Genomic DNA, 16296 nt, shown 5'->3' with positions numbered 1-16296 from the left:
GCGCAAGCAGCGTTTGCGAGCAGAACCTATTCAGTAGCGGGGCGGCTCGGGCCCCGTCCGAGTCACTGGTCCTGCGCGGTCCAGTCGATCAGCGCGTCGAAGGCGGCGCGCGCGGCGCCGGCGTTCTCGCCGTTGGCGATGGCCACCAGCACGTAGCGCCGGCCGCTTGCGCCGTGCACGTAGCCGGCCACGCCCGAGGCGTCGCGCAGCGTGCCGGTCTTCAGGTGCGCCGCGCCGCCCGAGCGCAGCGTGCGCCGCTTCAGCGTGCCGTCCACGCCCATCGCGGGCAGCGAGGCCACCAGCTCGGGCATCACGGGCGAGCGCCACGCCACCTGCAGCATCTTGCCGAGCGCGGCGGCGCTGATGCGCTCGTCGCGCGACAGGCCCGAGCCGTTCTCGAACACCGGCGAGGCCTCGCCCGTGCCGATGCGCTCGCGCCACCACTGGCCCAGCGCACTGCGCGAAGCCTCGAAGGTGCCGCGCTGCTTCTGCGTGAGGCCCAGCGTGAGGAACACCTGCTGCGCCATCACGTTGTTGCTGTACTTGTTGATGTCGCGCACCACCTCGGCCAGCGGTGGCGATTCGAAGTCGAAGGCCGGCTTCAGGCCCGCGGGCACGCGGCCCTCGCGCATCTGGCCGCCCACGCGCCCGCCCATCTCGGCCCACATGCCGCCGATGGCACGCAGGCTGTAGGTGCGCGGGTCGGCGTAGGCCACGGCCCAGCTCTTCTCGCCGCAGCCGGTGGGAAAGCCGCCGTTGAAGCGGATGCGGTTCACGTCGCTGAAGTCGGGCTTGAGCGCACCGCGCCAGTCGCCGCATTCGCCGGGCGCCAGCGGCACGGTGGGCGGCATCGCCACGCTGGCCAGCGGGGGCTCGTAGCTCACGCGCGCGAACTGGCCCGCGCGGTCGGGCGCGAAGGTCATGTTGACCGACTTGAAGTTCACCAGCAGCGCATCGGGCGAGGCGTTGTAGGGACGCAGCGGCTCGCCGTCGAAGGCGGCCGGGTCGTTCTCGACCGTGGTCTCGAAGGCGCTGCGGTCGATCACGATGTCGCCGCTCACGGTGGTGATGCCCAGGCCCTGCACGTGGCGCAGCAGCAGCCACACGCGCTCCAGCACCAGCTTGGGATCGCCCTGGCCCTTGATGTAGAGGTTGCCGTTGAGCACGCCGTTGGCCACCGAACCCTCGACGTAGACCGGCGTGTTCCAGCTGTAGGCCGGGCCGAGCAGGTCGAGCGCCGCGTAGGTGGTCACCAGCTTCATGATCGAGGCCGGGTTCACCGGCACCTGCGAACGCCAGGCCAGGCGCGGCGCGCGGCCCGCGTCGGCATCGGCCACGAGCAGGGTCACGGCCTCGCGCGACACCTTGGCACGCGCGAGGGCGGCATCGACTTGAGGCGGAAGGGCTTGCTGGGCGAAGGCGCCGGCCGGGGCCAGCAGGGCGAGGGTCAGTGCGAGGGGCGCAGGGCGGAAGGCAAGAGGCATCCGCGGATTATCCCGGCGCGAAAACGTGCAGCTTCGCGTGGTACAGCAGCATGATCGTCTTGGCGTCGGCGATGCGGCCGTCGGCCACCATGGCCAGCGCCTCGTCGATGCCCAGCTCGAGCACCTCGATGTCCTCGCCCTCCTCCGCCAGCCCGCCGCCTGCGCCGACGCGCATCGAGGCCTCGTAGGGCGCGACGAAGAAGTGCAGCTTCTCGGTCACCGAGCCCGGGCTCATGAAGCTCTCGAACACCTTCTGCACGGTGCCGAGCCGGTAGCCCAGTTCTTCTTCCACCTCGGCGCGGATGCGTTCCTCGGGCGCGGCGTTGTCGAGCAGGCCCGCAGCCGCTTCGATCAGCAGGTCGTCGTGGCCGTTGACGAAGGCCGGGTAGCGGAACTGCCGCGTGAGCAGCACGGTGCGTTGGCCCAGGTGATAGGGCAGCAGCGTGGCGCCGTTGCCGCGGTCGTAGGTCTCGCGGTGCATGCGCTGCCACTCGCCGTCGTTGCGCCGCCAGTCGAAAGCGGTGGTGCGCAGCGTGTACCAGTTGTCGGACAGGAGGGTGACTTCGTGCACCCGGACGCGGTCGTGAATGGTCATGGCCGCGAGCATAAAACCGAGTTCGTGCAACATCAAGAAGATTCGTGCAATAACGTGCAAACACGTTACCATCGGCCCATGCTCACCCGACCGCGCAAGCAACACATCCTCTCGGTCCTGCGGCGCGACGGCCAGGTCGTCGCCAAGGCGCTCAGCGAGGAGCTGGCCCTGTCCGAGGACACCATCCGCCGCGACCTGCGCGAGCTCGCGGCCGAAGGGCTGCTGCAGCGCGTGCATGGCGGCGCGCTGCCGGTGGCGGCGGCCGAGGCCGACTTCAGCGGCCGCCAGCAACTCGCGCCCGACGAAAAAGTGGCCATCGGCCGCGCCGCCGCGCGCCTCGTGAAGCCGGGGCAGGTGGTGTTCATCGACGGCGGCACCACGGCCGTGCAGCTGGCGCGCCACCTGCCGCTCGCGCTGCAGGCCACGGTGGTCACGCACAGCCCGTCGGTGGCGGTCGAGCTGGCGGCGCACGCCGGCATCGAGGTGGTGCTGATCGGCGGGCGCCTCTTCCGGCATTCGATGGTGGCGGTCGGCGCGGCGGCCATGGCGGCCATTTCGCGCATCCATGCCGACACCTACTTCATGGGCGCCACCGGCGTGCACGCCGAGGCGGGCCTGACCACGGGCGATGCGGAAGAGGCCGAGATCAAGCGCGCGCTGATGGCCGCGGCGGCCGAGACCGTCGTGCTGGCCTCGTCCGAAAAGCTCGGGGCCGCCTCGGCCTGGGTGATCAATCCGCTGGCGGGCGCGACGCAGCTGCTGGTGGCGCCGCAGGCCCCCGAGCAGGCGCTGGCGCCGCTGCGCGCGGCCGGGCTGGCGATCCTGCGCGCCGACGAGGCCGGCTGATTCGCCCCGCCCCTGCGCGGCCGGGGCCTGCCCTCGATAATGGCGGGATGCCCGTCGCGCCCCCGCAGACCTCTCCGCCCCTCCTGTCTCCCCGCATGCTCGGCATCGGCGCGGCCGTGGTCACCGTCGTGGTCTGGACCGCCTTCATCCTCATCGCGCGCGCCTCGGCCGCGCGCTCGCTCACGCCCTTCGACCTGGCCTTTGCGCGCGTCTGCGGCGCCAGCCTGGTGCTGGTGCCCTGGGGCGCGTGGCTGGCGACGAAGCACCGCGGCGCCGTGTCCTCGTTCTTCGGTCTGTCGCCGCTGTCGCTGCGCGTGACGGCCACCGCCGGCATCTTCGGCGGCGTGGCCTACGCCCTCATCGCCTACAGCGGCTTCTTCTTCGCACCGGCCGGCCATGCGGCCGTGCTGATGCCCGGCAGCCTGCCGCTGTGGACCACGCTGCTGGCCGCGCTGGTGCTGCGCGACCGCATCACGCCCACGCGCGCCATCGGCCTGGCGATGATCGTCGCGGGCGACCTCGTGGTCGGCGGGCGCAGCCTGCTGCACGCCTTCGAGGGCGGCGAGGTCTGGAAGGGCGACCTGATGTTCATGGGCGCCGCCTTCTGCTGGGCCTGCTACAGCGTGGTGGCGCGCCGCCATGGGCTGGACGCCGTGCGCGCGACCATCGCCATCACCGTGTTCGCCTTGATGACCTACGTGCCGGTCTACACCTTGCTGGTGGCCTCGGGCGCGGTCGTGAGCCACATCGGCAGCGCGCCGTGGGGCGAGGTCGCGTTCCAGATGGCCTTCCAGGGCGTCGGCTCGGTGGTGATCTCGGGCATCACCTTCACCAAAATGATCCAGCACTTCGGCCCCGTGCGCACCACCATGATCACGGCGCTGGTGCCGGGCCTGTCGGCCTTCGGCGCGGTGCTGTGGCTGGGCGAACCGATGCACTGGAGCCTGGTCGCCGGGCTCGCGCTGGTGACGGGCGGCATCCTGTTCGGCGTGCGCAAGGCGGCCGTGCGCGTGGCACCGGTCTGCCCGACGCCGTGCCCGGCGGGAATGGGGCGTCCGAATGTCTGACAAGCTGCTGGCCTTCGACACGAGCACCGAGCACCTGTCGGTCGCGGTGCGCCACGGCGACCGCGTGCTGGCGCACAGCGGCGTGGGCGGCGCGCAGGCGTCGAGCACGCTGCTGCCATTGATTCGCGAACTGCTCGCCGACGCGGGGCTCGCGCTGGCCGAGCTCGACGCCATCGTCTTCGGGCGCGGCCCGGGCTCCTTCACCGGCCTGCGCACCGCCTGCTCGGTGGCGCAGGGCCTGGCCTTCGGCGCCAAGGTGCCGCTGTTGCCGGTCGACACCCTGCTGGCCGTGGCCGACGAGGCGCGCCATGCCTTTGGCGCGCAGCGCGTGGTGGCCGTGCTCGATGCGCGCATGGACCAGCTCTACGCCGCGCACTACGACTTCGACACCGCCGGCCCGTTCGGCGGCGATCCCGAGCCGCTGCTGCTCGCCCCCGAGGCGCTCGAGGTGCCGGCCGGCTGGGCGCTCGCCGGCAACGCCTTCACCGCCTACGGCCCGCGCCTGGCGAACGCCACGGCCCGCCACGAGGTGCTGCCCACGGCCGCTGCCATGCTGCGGCTGGCGCCCGCGCTGCTCGCGGCCGGCCGCACCGTGCCCGCCGCGCAGGCCTGGCCGCTGTATGTTCGCGATAAAGTGGCGCAAACCACCGAGGAACGCGCCGCCATCAAGGCTGCTGCCGCTGCCGTTCCGCCGAACCCTGCATGAGCGCCGTCCTCCAGTCCGTCGAAGCCCGTCTTGAACCGCTCACCGTCGAGCGGATCGATGCCGTGTGCGCGGTCGAGCAGACGGCCTACACGCACCCCTGGACGCGCGCCAACTTCACCGATTCGATGGCCGTGGGCTACCACTGCCAGTGCCTGCTGGCGCCCGGCGTGGCGCCGGGTGTCGAGTCGCCCTGCACGAGCCTGGGCGAAACGCTGATCGGCTACTTCGTCGCCATGAAGGGCGTGGACGAGGTGCACCTGCTCAACATCACCGTGGCGCCGGCCTTCCAGCGCCAGGGCTGGGCGCCGCTCATGCTCGAGGCGCTGGCCGGCTGGTCGCGCGGCGAGGGCGCGCTGTGGCTGTGGCTCGAGGTGCGCGAAAGCAACCGGCGTGCGCTCGACATCTACCTGCGGCAAGGCTTTCGCAGCGTCGGCGTGCGCAAGGGCTACTACCCGGCGTTCGACGGCAAGCGCGAAGACGCGGTCGTCATGAGCATGCGCCTCAACGAAACAGGCTCCGCCTGGGGAGCTTTGCGATGACGGACACCGCGGTCCACACCCTGCGCCTGGACGCGCGCCAGCGCGCCATGCTCGACGAGATGGGCGTGAAGGTCTGGTGGCCTGTGCCGCCGGAACCCGAGATCGAAGTCGAAGCCGAGCCGGAGGTCCCCGTGGCCGCTGATTCCGGCATGCCCGACATGCCCGAAGGCCCGCCGCTGGAACTCGACGAGCGCGATCAGTCTTACGACGCGCCGCCCCCGCCGCGCCCGGCACCCGCACCCGTCGCCCGCCCCGTGGCCGCTCCGGCGCCGCGTCCGGTCGCGCCGGCACCCGTGGCGCAAGGCGCCGCCGTGCTGGTCGAAGCGCCCTGCCGCCTGTACGCCGACAAGGCCGACGCCGCGGCGCCGGTGCAGGGCGGCTGGCTGGTCGTGGCCGACATGCCCCCCGAGGCCGACGGCCGCCACGGCGAGCCCTTCGCGGGCGACGCCGGCCGCCTGCTCGACAACATGCTGCGCGCGCTGAAGCTGCACGACGGCCGCACGCCCGTGCACCTGATGCGCACGCATCGCGGCGTGGCCGCTGGCCAACCCGGCGCCCCGCAGCCGATCGACGCCGCCTTCGACGCCCACGCGGCGGCGCTGGCGCCCAGCATCGTGCTGGCGATGGGCCCGCTGGCCGCGCAGAGCCTGATGCAAAGCCGCGATCCGCTGGGCAAGCTGCGCGGTCGCGCCGTGCCGCTGGCATCGGCCAATGGCGTGCCGGTGGTCGCCACTTACCACCCCGCCTACCTGCTGCGCAACCCGGCCGACAAGGCCCGCGCCTGGGCCGACCTGTGCCTGGCGGCAGAGCAGGCCACCCCTACGGCCTGAGAGCGGCGGGCGGGGTCCGTAAAATCGGGCCCCATGACTTTCCTCGACAAGCTGGCCGCTGCACAGCAAACCAACGGCTCGCTGCTCTGCGTGGGCCTCGACCCGGAGCCCGCCAAATTCCCGGGGGCGTACAAGGGCGACGCCAGCCGCATCTATGACTTCTGCGCGCGCATCGTCGACGCGACGGCCGACCTGGTCATCGCCTTCAAGCCCCAGATCGCCTACTTCGCGGCCCACCGCGCCGAAGACCAGCTCGAACGCCTGATGGAGCACATGCGCCGCAACGCGCCCCACGTGCCCACCATCCTGGACGCCAAGCGCGGCGACATCGGCTCCACCGCCGAGCAGTACGCGCTCGAGGCCTTCGAGCGCTACGGCGCCGACGCCGTGACCCTGTCGCCCTTCATGGGCTTCGACTCGGTCGCGCCGTATCTCCAGTACGAAGGCAAGGGAGCCTTCCTGCTGTGTCGCACCAGCAACCCCGGCGGTTCCGATCTGCAGGGCCAGCGGCTGGCCAGCGTCGAGGGCCAGCCCTTCCTGTACGAGCACGTCGCCCGCCTGGCGCAGGGCCCGTGGAACCTCAACGGCCAGCTCGGCCTCGTGGTGGGCGCGACCTACCCGGCCGAGATCGAGCGCGTGCGCGAACTCGCGCCGACGGTGCCGCTCTTGATCCCGGGCGTCGGTGCCCAGGGCGGCGACGCGGTCGCCACCGTGCGCGCCGGCTGGCGCGCCGACGCGCCGATCATCGTGAACTCGTCGCGGGCGATCATCTACGCCTCGTCGGGCGAAGACTTCGCCGACGCGGCGAAGAACGCCGCGCGCACCACGCGCGACGCATTGGAAGCTGCGAAGCCCTGACGGGCCTTCAGTTCCGCCGCAGGCGGGTGAAGAGCTCGAATTCCCAGTTGCGCATGCCCAGCAGCAGGGTGTAGCCCTCGCGGTCCTTGGCCGACAGCTTCTGGTCGGTCTGGTGCTGCTGCGCGAAGTCTTGCGCCACGCGCTGCAGCCGCTCCATGAAGGCGGGCGCCAGCGACCGGCTGATCGAGCCGTGCACCAGCAGCAGCCCCTCGGCCGGGCCGTCGAAGCCGCCCTTGTAGTAGTCGAGCACCACGTTCTCGCGGAAGAACTCCATCACCGGGCCGTGCGGGCGCCAGCGGAAGGTCTTGGCGAGCTTCAGGCGGTACCGGTTGAGCGGGCGCAGCTCGATGATGCCGATGCGGTCCAGCTGCGCCAGGCAGCCGATGCACTCGGCCTCGGTGATCCGGTACGACGACACGATCTGCTCCAGCGTCCACTGGCTCAGCACGCTGATCGCCACCAGCAGCAGCTTCTTGTCCTTGACCACGGCCTTTTCCTGCTCGTGGGTCAGCTCCTTCAGCAGTGGCTGCGCGTCGGCCACGCGCCGCGCCAGCTCGGCGAAATCGATCTTCAGGGCGCGGCAGATCGCATCGACGCGCGACAGCGGCATGTCGCTCTTGGCCAGCATGCGCTTGACGCTGGACTCCGCCATGTCCAGCGACCGGGCCAGGTCGGCATACGTCATGCGGGCGCTTTTGAGTTCGTTCTTGAGGGCCTGGACCAGGTCGACGGTGGTGCTCATGAAGGGAGGGTACGGGTTGAAGGTATAGAAAAAGGATACCGAAGGGAGTGAAATAGTGCCTCGTATCGATTCTCGATGCCTGGGGGAGGGCTGGCAACTAGATTCCACCCGCCAGCCACCACCCCACCGAGGAACGCCATGCTTCTGCCCACCCTGACACGCCGCGAACGCGGACTGTTGTTCACCTTCGCGCTGCTCTTGCTGATCGCCTTCTTCGGCCCGGCGCTGCCGGCCGCCGACGTGGCGATCGCCTCCGTGTTCGCCGACAACCGGCCGCTGTTCCACCTGCCCAACGCGATGGACGTGCTGAGCAACCTGCCGTTCCTGGCCATCGGCTGCCTGGGGCTGTACCGGCTCAACCGCATCGACCGCTCGCACCAGGAGGCGCTGGCCGGGTTTCCGCTGGCGCCGCCCGCCAACGACCCGCCGGACAACACGCTGGATTGCGCCTGGCTGTTCTTCGCCGGCCTGATCGCCACCGCTGCCGGTTCGGCCTTCTATCACCTGATGCCCGACGCGCCCCGCCTGGCCGCCGACCGCGCCGGCATGGCCGTGGCCTTCGCGGGCCTGATCGGCATCGCCGTCTGCGAACGCGTCAGCCAGCGCGCTGGCTGGCCGGCCGCCTGGTTCGTGCTCACGGCCGGCCTGCTGGCGGCCGAGGTCTGCCAGGAAACCGGCAATGTGCTGCCCTGGGCGCTGGTGCAGTTCGGCGGCATGGCGGTGGTGCTCACGCTGGCGCTGGCCACGCCGATGCGCGGCGCCGTCGGGCTCAAGCTGGGCTGGGTGATCGCGTTCTATGTGGTGGCCAAGGCCTTCGAACTGGGCGATCACGCCATCTACGAAGCCACCGGCCACCTCGTGTCGGGCCACACGCTCAAGCACCTGGTGGCGTCGCTGGCCGGCCTGCCTGTGCTGATGGCGCTGTACCGCCTCGAAAAGGGCTGGCGCGCCACCCTGCTGCGGCACAATCCCGACCCAGCCGCCATCGCGGCATGACGCGGCTTGGCCACTGGAACGCCCGTGGCGCAGCGGTAGAAGACAAAGAGGAGATTGCATCGCATGACAACCCCCGCCGCCGCCGCGACTGCGCCCGTGGTGCATGAGCCCAACGCCCACGCGAACCAGTTCGCCCTGCTCGGCCAGCGGCGCTTCGCGCCCTTCTTCTGGACCCAGTTCGCGGGCGCCGCGAACGACAATCTCTTCAAGTTCGCCTTCACCGTCATGGTGACCTACCAGCTGCAACTGAGCTGGATGCCGCCCGCGATGGCGGGGCTGGTGATCGGTGCGCTGTTCATCCTGCCCTTCCTGCTGTTCTCGGCCACGGCCGGGCAGCTGACCGACAAGTTCGACAAGACGAAGATGATCCGCTTCGTCAAGAACCTCGAGATCGCGATCATGGTGATCGCCGCCTGGGGCTTCGTGCGCGCCGACGCGGTGGTGCTGCTGGGCTGCGTGTTCCTCATGGGGTTGCACTCCACGCTGTTCGGGCCGGTCAAGTTCGCCTACCTGCCGCAGGTGCTCGACTCGCGCGAGCTCACGGGCGGCAACGGCATGGTCGAGATGGGCACCTTCGTCGCCATCCTGCTGGGCCAGGTGGCGGGCGGGCTGCTGGTGGCGATACCGCAGATCGGCCACACCACGGTGGCCGTGGCCTGCCTGCTGCTGGCGCTGGTGGGGCGCGGCGTGGCGCAGGCCATTCCGCCCGCGCCGGCCACCGACCCGAGTCTGGTCATCAACTGGAACCCCTTCAGCGAAACCTGGCGCAACCTGATGCTGGCGCGCGAGAACATCGTGGTGTTCCGCTCGCTGCTGGGCATCTCGTGGATGTGGTTCTTCGGCGCGGTGTTCCTGAGCCAGTTTCCGAGCTTCGCGAAGGAAGTGCTGCACGGCGACGAGCAGGTGGCTTCGCTGCTCTTGGTGGTGTTCTCGGTGGGCATCGGCGTGGGCTCGCTGCTGTGCGAGACGCTGAGTCGTCGTCAGGTGGAGATCGGCCTGGTGCCGCTGGGCGCCATCGGCATGAGCGTGTTCGCCATCGACCTGTACTTTGCCTCGCGCGCCTTGCCCCCGGCGACGGGCATGGGCCTGGGCGCCTTCATGCAGCAGCCGGCGCACTGGCGCGTGATGGCCGACCTGGGGCTGCTGTCGCTCTTCGCGGGCCTGTACAGCGTGCCGATGTACGCCCTGATCCAGCTGCGCAGCCAGCCCACGCACCGCGCGCGGATCATCGCGGCGAACAACATCCTCAACGCGCTCTTCATGATCGGCAGCTCGGTGCTGGCGGGTGCGCTGCTGGGCGCGGGCTTCACCATTCCGCAGATCTTTTTGTTCACCGGCATCGCCAACGCGGTGGTGGCGTTCTACATCTTCATGCTGGTGCCCGAGTACCTGCTGCGCTTCGTGGCCTGGGTGCTGTCGCGCTTCGTGTACCGCTTCGACATCAAGGACGACCAGCACATCCCCACCGAGGGCGCCGCCGTGCTGGTGTGCAACCACGTGAGCTTCATCGACGCGGTGCTGCTGATGGCCGCGAGCCCGCGCCCGATCCGCTTCATCATGGACCACCGCATCTTCAAGGTGCCGGTGCTCGGCTGGCTGTTCAAGCTGGCCAAGGCCATTCCGATCGCACCGCAGAAGGAAGACCCGGCCGCGTACGAGGCGGCCTTTGCCAAGGCCATCGGCGTGCTGCGCGAGGGCGACCTGCTGGGCATCTTCCCCGAAGGCGCGATCACGCGCGACGGCGAGCTGCAGCCCTTCAAGGGCGGCGTGATGAAGATCCTCGAGGGCGCGCGCGCCGAAGGCGTCGAGCCGCCGGTGATTCCGATGGCGCTGACCAACCTCTGGGGCTCGTACTTCAGCCGCATCGAGCTGCGCGGCGGCCAGCAGGTCGCCATGGCCAAGCCTTTCCGTCGCGGCTTCTTCAGCCGCGTGGGCCTGCGCGTCGGCCACCCCGTGGCGCCGCAGGAAGTGCAGCCCGAGACGCTGCGCCAGCGCGTGGCCGGCCTGCTGGCCTCCTGAGGCGTGTGCCCCAAAGTATCTCTTCGGGATACTGCGGGACGCCAGGATCGCAACTGGTTGAAGTATTCGAGCCCCGCGACATGAAGGCGAACCATCATTCGCTCACCTTCACTGCGCCGCGAGGCCTTCATGCAACCCCTCTCATCCTCCACCGTTTCGATCACCCAGCGCGGCCTGCCGGCTTCGCGCAGGACCGCCCTGGTGCGCTCGATGGCCGCCCTGGCCTTCGCCGCCTGCGCCGCGTTCGCGGGCGTCGCGACGCCGCTGCCCGCACGGGCCCAGAGCGAGGCCTCGGCCGCGCTGTCGCTGCTGCCCGTGGCCTCGGTGGTCGGTGCTGCGTCGGTCGTCGGTGCCTCGGCCACCGCGGTGGTCGCCGTGCCCGCGGCGCTGTCGGTGGGCGGTTCGGTGCTCACCGTGATCGCGGTCGAGGCCTCGGTCGACGGCACCGTCTACCTGCTCGAACGCGCCTCGGACGGCGCCCGCGCCAGCGTCAAGGTGATGGGGCGCGCCACCCGCGGCGTGTCGGCAGCCGCCGGCACGGCCGTGGTCGTCAGCGTGATCGGTACCGGCGTCGTGCTCTCGGCCGCGGGCGAGGTGCTGGCCTTCGTGCCCAATGCGGTCGGCCGCGCACTGCTTCACAACGAAAGACTGTCGTGAAACCCGCCGTGCGCCCCGCGCTGCTGCTGGCGTTCGCCGTCGCAGCGGTGCTGCCCTTGCAGGCGAACGCCGGCCGCTCGTGCGAACAGGTCAGGCCGACGCCGGCGCTGATCGTCAAGGGCATGCAGCTGGCCGAGCGCACCTCGCAGCAGCTCGATGCGAGCGGCGCGCGGGTGGTCATCCTGGCGCGCGCCGGACAGGACCTGAGCAAGTACGGCCTGCGCTATTCGCACCTGGGCATCGCCTACAAGACCGACGAGGGCCCGTGGCGCGTGGTGCACAAGCTCAACCACTGCGGCACGGCGGTGGCCGCGGTCTACCGGCAGGGGCTGGGCGAGTTCTTCCTCGACGACCTGTGGCGCTACGAGGCCGCCTGGTCCGTGCCCACGCCGGCGGTGCAGGCGCAGCTGATGGCCGCGCTGCGCGAGCCCGATGCGCGCCTCGTGCGCCTGAACGTGGCGCCCTACAGCATCGTGAGCTACGCCTGGGGCCAGAAGTACCAGCAGTCGAACCAGTGGGCCATCGAGACCCTGGCCGCCGCGATGGAGCCCGCCACCATCGGCACCCGCGCGCAGGCGCAGGCCTGGCTGCAGTTCAAGGGCTACGAGCCCACCACGCTGAACCTCGGCCCGCTGACCCGCCTGGGTGGGCGCGTGGGCTCGGCCAACATCGCGTTCGACGATCATCCGAACGAGAAGCGGTTCTCGGACCGCATCGAGACCGTGACCGTCGACTCGGTGTTCGCCTGGCTGCCGCGCGCGGGCCTGGGTGCGCCGCCGGTCACACTCAAGCTCTGAGCGAAGAGAAGCAACGAAGAAAAGAAAGAACGAAGGTAAGACCATGAGCAAATCCCTGCGCCTGTCCGAGAAGTGGTTCCGCCGCGGCCTCTGGCTGGTGGCGTTCGTGTTCGCGAGCTTCCTGATCGGGCTGGGCAGCACGATCGTGGGCGACCTGCCGCAGGTCGAGCGCGTGCGCGTGCTCGACGACTTCATCGACAAGCCCGCGGCCGAGCCGCTGCGCGCCACCATCAAGGCCTCGGAGGCCGCCGAGCTGCAGGCCGCGCGCGACCTCGACCAGGCGCAGCTGCAGCTCAACACCGCGCAGCAGGCCAGCGCCAACGCGCGCGAGACCTTCGGCAACTGGATCGCCACGCGCCGCGCCACCGCGCAGCCCGACCAGGACACCGAGCTCATCGCGCGCACCAAGGCGCTCGACGCCTTCAAGCAGAAGGAAGACGCGGCGCAGCGCAAGGCCGACGCGCAGCGCCAGATCGCACTCGACGCGCGCCAGGCCGAGCAGCGTGCGCGCGCGGCATTGGGCGTGCTGGAGCACGACGCACAGCAGCGCCTGGACGCCGAGTACCGCCGCGTCGAATTGCGCGTGTTCGGCTACCGGCTCGCGCTGACCCTGCCGCTGCTGCTGGTGGCCGGCTGGCTGTTCGTGAAGAAGCGCAAGAGCACCTACTGGCCCTTCGTGTGGGGCTTCATCTTCTTTGCCCTGTTTGCCTTCTTCGTCGAGCTGGTGCCCTACCTGCCGAGCTACGGCGGCTACGTGCGCTACGTGGTGGGCATCGTGCTCACGGTGCTGGTGGGGCGCTACGCCATCGTGGCGCTCAACCGCTACCTGGCGCGCCAGAAGCTCGCCGAGCAGCAGCCCGACCAGGTGCGCCGCGAAGAGCTGAGCTACGACGTCGCGCTGGCCCGCCTGGCCAAGAGCGTGTGCCCCGGCTGCGAGCGGCCGGTCGACCTGAAGAACAACGAGATCGACTTCTGCCCGCACTGCGGCATCGGCCTGTTCGACCACTGCGGCCACTGCAGCACGCGCAAGAGCGCGTTCTCCAAGTTCTGCCACGCTTGCGGAACCTCGGCCGCTGCGCATACACCTGTGACCGGCACTGCGCAATCGGTCACGCCGGGCGCGCCGGTTCAGCCGGCCACGTAGCGAAAGCGCCGCACGGTCGTGCTACAACCCCGGGCTGCGTCACGCAACGCCGTGCCGCGGGTTTTCCCATTCACATTGACGGAGCACACCCATGAGCATTTTCGGCAAGATTTTTTCCAAGATTTTCCCGTCGGCCAACGCCGCTGAAGTCGTCGCCGCACCGCCGGCGGCTGCACCCGGCGCGCCGGCCGTTGCCGCACCGCCGCCCGCGATCCCGCTGGGCGACGTGCCCGCCGTCCTGGACGCGATGCCAGGTGCCGCCGGCCTGAACTGGCGCACCTCGATCGTCGACCTGCTCAAGTTGCTGGGCCTGGACAGCAGCCTCGCCGCGCGCAAGGAACTGGCCAGCGAAATCCTCTACAGCAACGGCGAACCGGGTTCGGCCGAATGGAACATCGGCCTGCACAAGCAGGTGATGACTCGCATCGCCGCCAATGGCGGCACGCTGCCGGCCGAACTGCGCGACTGATCGTCCCGCCACCCACGCAGCAAAAAGCCCGGCATGCCGGGCTTTTTTCTTTGGGGCGAGCGTTGAAGCGCTTCAGGTCCAGCCTGCATCCACCACGTAATCCTGCGCGGTGCACATGCGCGAATCGTCGGCCGCGAGGAACAGCGCCATCGCGGCAATGTCTTCCGCCATCACGCGCCCCGGCAGGCACTGCGCCGCATCGATCTCCGCGGCGGATTCGGGCTTCACCCACAGCTTGATCTGCCGCTCGGTCATCACCCAGCCCGGCATGATCGTGTTGACCCGGATGTTCTGCTTGCCCAGGTCGCGCGCCAGCGAGCGCGTGAGGCCGTTCACGCCCGCCTTGCAGGCCTGGTAGACCGGGTAGCCGCGGCCCTTCATGAGCCAGCTGATCGAGCCGAAGTTGACGATCGAGCCACCGCCCAGCGCGCGCATGTCGTCGGCCACGGCCTGCGCGGCAAAGAACTGGTGCTTGATGTTGACGGCCACGAGGCGGTCGAAGTCGTCGCTGGTCACGTCGGCCATCTCGTGGCGGCGGTCGTTGGCGGCGTTGTTCAGCAGCACCGACACCGGCCCGAAGCGCTGGCGCACCGCGTCGATGGCGGCAGCGAGGGCGGCCGTGTCGGTCACGTCGCAGGGCACGAACAGCGCGGGGTGCGCGCCCTGCAGCTGCGCGGCGAGCGCATCGCCGGCGGCCGTGTCGAGGTCGCAGAAGCCGACCTTCGCGCCTTGGGCATGAAAGGCCCGCACCAGCGATTCGCCGATGCCGCTGGCGCCGCCCGAGATGAACACGGTGCGGCCGGCCAGCGAGGGGTAGCGGGCGGTATAGGCCGTGGGTGGGGAGGCGTTGGTCATGAGGGTGAGGACAACCGCAGTGAAGACAGGGCAAGCGTACCGGATGACGGCGTCCCTGGTGCCCGCCGGGCCTCCACCCGGCGTATGGCTTCCGGCCTGTGGGCAGGGCGCCGTGGCAGGCATACGCTTCGACCCATGAGCTCCTTCAACCGCCGCTTCGTCTTCTGCCTCGCGCTGCTTCCGGCCGCCTTCGCGGCGCGGCACGTCCGCGCGCAGGCGCAGGCACCGGCGCCCGTGCTGCTCTTCAAGGTGATCTCGCCGCGCGACGACATCGTGGTGGGCATCGAGGCGGCCCAGCTGGGCGCCGGCGCGGCGCCGCCCGTGCAGCGGCTGGCCGCCATGCTGGCCGAGAAGGGCCAGCTCACGCTCTGGCAGTACGCCTCGCACAAGGACGCGAGCGGGGCGCTGGTGCAGGCGCCGCTCAGGCAGGTCGTGGTCTTCAGGAACGAGCTGCTGCGCATCGAACCCTACGCGACGCCCCTGGCCATTCAGCCGCCGGGCGCCGCGAAGCCCTAGACGCCGCGTGCGCGGTCGGCCTTGAACTGCGCGCGGAACGCCGTGAAGGTGCCCGCGTCGAGCGCCGCGCGGATCTCCGTCATCAGGTTCAGGTAGTAGTGCAGGTTGTGGATCGTGCACAGCATCGGGCCGAGCATTTCGCCGCAGCGGTCCAGGTGGTGCAGGTAGGCGCGGCTGAAGCCTTCGCGCCCGCCATCGTTCCAGCTCACGCCCGAGGTGCCGGCGCAGGCGTGGCAGGTGCAGCTGGGGTCGACCGGCTGCGGGTCGCTCTTGTGGCGCGCGTTGCGCATCTTCAGGTCGCCGAAGCGCGTGAACATCGTGCCGTTGCGCGCATTGCGCGTGGGCATCACGCAGTCGAACATGTCGACGCCGTCGGTCACGCCCTGCACCAGGTCCTCGGGCGTGCCCACGCCCATCAGGTAGCGCGGCTTGTTCGCGGGCAGCCGGTGCGGCGTGTGGCCCATGATGTGCAGCATCTCTTCCTTGGGCTCGCCCACGCTCACGCCGCCGATGGCGTAGCCGGGGAAGTCCATGTCGACCAGCGCGGCCAGCGACTCCTCGCGCAGGTTCTCGAACATGCCGCCCTGCACGATGCCGAACAGCGCGTTGGGGTTCTGCAGGCGCGTGAACTCGGCCTGGCAGCGCTTGGCCCAGCGCAGGCTCAGTTCCATCGAGACGCGCGCCTCGGCCTCGGTCGTGATGTGGCCCTTGGTGTCGTAGGGCGTGCACTCGTCGAACTGCATCACGATGTCGCTGTTGAGGATGGTCTGGATCTGCATCGAGACCTCGGGCGTGAGGAACAGCTTGTCGCCGTTGACGGGCGACGCGAACTTCACGCCTTCTTCGCTGATCTTGCGCATCGCGCCCAGCGACCACACCTGGAAACCGCCCGAGTCGGTGAGGATGGGCTTGTCCCATTTCTCGAACTGGTGCAGCCCGCCGAAGCTCGCCATCACGTCCAGCCCCGGGCGCATCCACAGGTGGAAGGTGTTGCCCAGGATGATCTGCGCGCCCATCTCTTCCAGGCTGCGCGGCATCACGCCCTTGACCGTCCCGTAGGTGCCCACCGGCATGAAGATCGGCGTCTGGACCTTGCCGTGGTTGAGCGTGAGCGTGGCACGGCGCGCGTGGCTGTCGAGGTCGGTCTTGAGGAGTTCGAAGTTCAGCATGATGTCG

18 protein-coding genes are annotated in these 16296 nt (G+C 70.1%); 13 read left to right on the top strand and 5 right to left on the bottom strand.

Translation table 11 applies throughout. From position 1 onward, the window contains the following. Positions 1–62: 62 nt before the first annotated feature. Together dacB and AC1RAD_RS23255 are read right to left on the bottom strand one after the other, a co-directional pair. Positions 63–1484 carry a D-alanyl-D-alanine carboxypeptidase/D-alanyl-D-alanine endopeptidase gene (gene dacB, locus AC1RAD_RS23260; protein ID WP_447748165.1) on the bottom strand — a complete coding sequence of 474 codons (1422 nt, stop codon included), beginning with the start codon at positions 1482–1484 and terminating at the stop codon, positions 63–65. Between the two features lie 7 nt (positions 1485–1491). Then, positions 1492–2079 (bottom strand): NUDIX hydrolase, encoded by a 588-nt coding sequence (locus AC1RAD_RS23255; protein ID WP_139700716.1) that lies wholly within the window; start codon positions 2077–2079, stop codon positions 1492–1494. A gap of 78 nt (positions 2080–2157) precedes the next feature. On the opposite strand from AC1RAD_RS23255, the gene AC1RAD_RS23250 reads away from it, so the two are divergent. From AC1RAD_RS23250 to pyrF, 6 genes are all read left to right on the top strand, one after another. Beyond that, positions 2158–2925 (top strand): DeoR/GlpR family DNA-binding transcription regulator, encoded by a 768-nt coding sequence (locus AC1RAD_RS23250; protein WP_492737433.1) that lies wholly within the window; start codon positions 2158–2160, stop codon positions 2923–2925. A gap of 95 nt (positions 2926–3020) precedes the next feature. Next, positions 3021–3992, top strand: coding sequence for a DMT family transporter (locus AC1RAD_RS23245; protein ID WP_492737431.1), 972 nt, complete (start codon positions 3021–3023; stop codon positions 3990–3992). Further along, positions 3985–4698, top strand: coding sequence for a tRNA (adenosine(37)-N6)-threonylcarbamoyltransferase complex dimerization subunit type 1 TsaB (tsaB, locus tag AC1RAD_RS23240; RefSeq protein ID WP_492737429.1), 714 nt, complete (start codon positions 3985–3987; stop codon positions 4696–4698). The genes AC1RAD_RS23245 and tsaB overlap by 8 nt, the downstream gene beginning before the upstream one ends. After that, on the top strand, positions 4695–5237 hold the full coding sequence (rimI, locus tag AC1RAD_RS23235) for a ribosomal protein S18-alanine N-acetyltransferase (protein WP_062483095.1): 543 nt from the start codon (positions 4695–4697) through the stop codon (positions 5235–5237). Before tsaB ends, rimI begins: the two co-directional genes overlap by 4 nt. Beyond that, entirely contained in the window at positions 5234–6067 is an 834-nt protein-coding gene (locus AC1RAD_RS23230; RefSeq protein ID WP_492737427.1) for a uracil-DNA glycosylase family protein, read from the top strand. The genes rimI and AC1RAD_RS23230 overlap by 4 nt, the downstream gene beginning before the upstream one ends. Before the next feature lie 33 nt (positions 6068–6100). Further along, positions 6101–6925 (top strand): orotidine-5'-phosphate decarboxylase, encoded by an 825-nt coding sequence (pyrF, locus tag AC1RAD_RS23225; protein WP_062477481.1) that lies wholly within the window; start codon positions 6101–6103, stop codon positions 6923–6925. 7 nt (positions 6926–6932) lie between these two features. Here pyrF and AC1RAD_RS23220 read toward each other — a convergent pair whose 3' ends face one another. After that, positions 6933–7667: a helix-turn-helix domain-containing protein gene (locus AC1RAD_RS23220; RefSeq protein ID WP_062477478.1), complete on the bottom strand. Its 735-nt coding sequence runs from the start codon at positions 7665–7667 to the stop codon at positions 6933–6935. Between the two features lie 138 nt (positions 7668–7805). Here AC1RAD_RS23220 and AC1RAD_RS23215 point away from each other — a divergent pair, with 138 nt between their 5' ends. The 6 genes from AC1RAD_RS23215 to AC1RAD_RS23190 all read left to right on the top strand — a co-directional run bounded on the left by AC1RAD_RS23215 (position 7806) and on the right by AC1RAD_RS23190 (position 13749). Continuing rightward, positions 7806–8663, top strand: a complete 858-nt coding sequence (locus AC1RAD_RS23215) for a hypothetical protein (protein WP_095747243.1) — start codon at positions 7806–7808, stop codon at positions 8661–8663. 63 nt (positions 8664–8726) lie between these two features. After that, positions 8727–10682: an MFS transporter gene (locus AC1RAD_RS23210; RefSeq protein ID WP_492737425.1), complete on the top strand. Its 1956-nt coding sequence runs from the start codon at positions 8727–8729 to the stop codon at positions 10680–10682. 210 nt (positions 10683–10892) lie between these two features. Next, positions 10893–11339, top strand: coding sequence for a hypothetical protein (locus AC1RAD_RS23205; protein ID WP_062477469.1), 447 nt, complete (start codon positions 10893–10895; stop codon positions 11337–11339). Beyond that, the gene (locus AC1RAD_RS23200) at positions 11336–12136 is read left to right on the top strand and encodes a DUF2145 domain-containing protein (RefSeq protein WP_492737424.1); all 801 of its coding nucleotides are present in this window, start codon (positions 11336–11338) and stop codon (positions 12134–12136) included. Before AC1RAD_RS23205 ends, AC1RAD_RS23200 begins: the two co-directional genes overlap by 4 nt. A 43-nt stretch (positions 12137–12179) precedes the next feature. Continuing rightward, on the top strand, positions 12180–13280 hold the full coding sequence (locus AC1RAD_RS23195; RefSeq protein WP_070063203.1) for a serine endopeptidase: 1101 nt from the start codon (positions 12180–12182) through the stop codon (positions 13278–13280). 91 nt (positions 13281–13371) lie between these two features. Beyond that, positions 13372–13749: a DUF3597 domain-containing protein gene (locus AC1RAD_RS23190; protein ID WP_095747238.1), complete on the top strand. Its 378-nt coding sequence runs from the start codon at positions 13372–13374 to the stop codon at positions 13747–13749. Positions 13750–13821: 72 nt separating this feature from the next. Here the strand turns inward: AC1RAD_RS23190 and AC1RAD_RS23185 are convergent, their stop codons facing one another. Then, entirely contained in the window at positions 13822–14604 is a 783-nt protein-coding gene (locus AC1RAD_RS23185) for an SDR family NAD(P)-dependent oxidoreductase (RefSeq protein ID WP_492737422.1), read from the bottom strand. Between the two features lie 135 nt (positions 14605–14739). Between AC1RAD_RS23185 and AC1RAD_RS23180 the strand changes: the two genes are divergently transcribed. Further along, positions 14740–15120 (top strand): hypothetical protein, encoded by a 381-nt coding sequence (locus tag AC1RAD_RS23180; protein ID WP_492737420.1) that lies wholly within the window; start codon positions 14740–14742, stop codon positions 15118–15120. On the opposite strand, the gene tgt is transcribed toward AC1RAD_RS23180, so the two are convergent. Further along, complete coding sequence (tgt, locus tag AC1RAD_RS23175) at positions 15117–16289, bottom strand: tRNA guanosine(34) transglycosylase Tgt (RefSeq protein WP_492737418.1); 1173 nt, start codon at positions 16287–16289, stop codon at positions 15117–15119. The two genes, AC1RAD_RS23180 and tgt, sit on opposite strands and share 4 nt — an antisense overlap. Between the last annotated feature and the right edge of the window lie 7 nt (positions 16290–16296).

The organism is Variovorax sp. GW823-FHT04B03 (assembly GCF_058796495.1).
This window is presented reverse-complemented; position numbering and strand designations above follow the sequence as displayed.